The organism is Micromonospora sp. NPDC005553, assembly GCF_042871765.1.
GTDB lineage: Bacteria > Actinomycetota > Actinomycetes > Mycobacteriales > Micromonosporaceae > Micromonospora.
The window spans coordinates 1-1,394 of record NZ_JBIAJD010000018.1 but is presented as its reverse complement, the minus strand read 5'-3'; the positions used below and the strand labels follow the sequence as shown (position 1 = coordinate 1,394).

The window sequence follows — 1,394 nt, the reverse complement described above, 5'->3', positions numbered from 1 at the left end:
GGGTCTGTGGATCTAAAGGTGTTTCCGGCCTGACCTGCCAGGCGTTGTGCCTGGTGAGGAGGGTGCCGTGATGACCGCGACACAGAACGATGTGACTGGCCGGAAGAAGCGGCCCGAGCCGTCGGCGGAGGCGAAGGCCGCCGTCGAGCTGGTCCGGGCAGCCAAGGAACAAGGGCTGTCGCTGACCGGTCCGGAGGGGCTGCTGCGGCAGTTGACCAAGACGGTCCTGGAGACCGCGTTGAACGAGGAGATGACTGAGCACCTCGGTTATGCCAAACATGAACCCGACGGCGCCGGCGCGGGCAACATCCGTAACGGCACCAGGGCGAAGACGGTGCTGACCGACAGCACCGGCCCGGTGCAGATCGACGTTCCCCGCGACCGGGCGGGCACGTTCGAGCCGCAGATCGTCAAGAAGCGGCAGCGCCGTTTGTCGGGCGTCGACGAGGTCGTGTTGTCGTTGTATGCCAAAGGTTTGACGACGGGCGAGATCGCGGCGCACTTCGCCGAGATCTATGGCGCCTCGGTCAGTAAGGAGACGATCTCGCGGATCACGGACAAGGTGATCGAGGAGATGACCGACTGGTCGCACCGCCCGTTGGATGAGATTTACGCGGCGGTGTTCATCGACGCGATCGTGGTCAAGGTCCGCGATGGGCAGGTCGCGAACCGGCCGTTCTACGCCGCGATCGGGGTCACCCTCGACGGGGAGAAGGACATCCTCGGGTTGTGGGCCGGCACGGGTGGTGAGGGTGCGAAGTTCTGGATGAGCGTGCTGACCGACCTGCGGAACCGGGGTGTGAAGGACGTGTTCTTCCTCGTCTGCGACGGCCTCAAAGGCCTGCCGGAGGTGGTCACGAACGTGTGGCCCCGCACGATCGTGCAGACGTGCATCATCCATCTGATCCGCAACACGTTCCGGCTCACCTCCCGCAAGTACTGGGACGCGTTGAAACACGACATCAAACCGATCTACACCGCCGTCAACGCCCAAGCTGCCAGGGCTGCGTTCGACGACCTGGCCGAGAAGTGGGGCGGCCGGTATCCGGCGGTGATCCGCCTCTGGGACAACGCCTGGGCGGAGTTCATCCCGTTCCTCGACTACGACCTCGAGATCCGCACCGTCATCTGCTCCACCAACGCGATCGAATCGTTGAACGCCCGCTACCGGCGGGCGATCAAAGCCCGCGGCCACTTCCCCAACGAACAGGCCGCGTTGAAGTGTCTGTACCTGGTGACCCGATCCCTGGACCCCACCGGAGCAGGCAGAACCCGATGGACGATGCGCTGGAAACCCGCGTTGAACGCCTTCGCCATCACCTTCAGCGACCGCTTCCCACCCGCTGAAACCTACTAACCAAGATCGCCGGAAACACCCTTAGCGAGACAGCCCC

General features: G+C 64.2%; 1 protein-coding gene. It reads left to right on the top strand.

Annotated elements, in window-relative coordinates; all coding sequences use genetic code 11:
- Positions 1 to 70: 70 nt before the first annotated feature.
- Positions 71 to 1,357, top strand: coding sequence for an IS256 family transposase (locus ACFYPG_RS33050; RefSeq protein WP_387355117.1), 1,287 nt, complete (start codon positions 71 to 73; stop codon positions 1,355 to 1,357).
- The last annotated feature ends 37 nt before the right edge of the window (positions 1,358 to 1,394 follow it).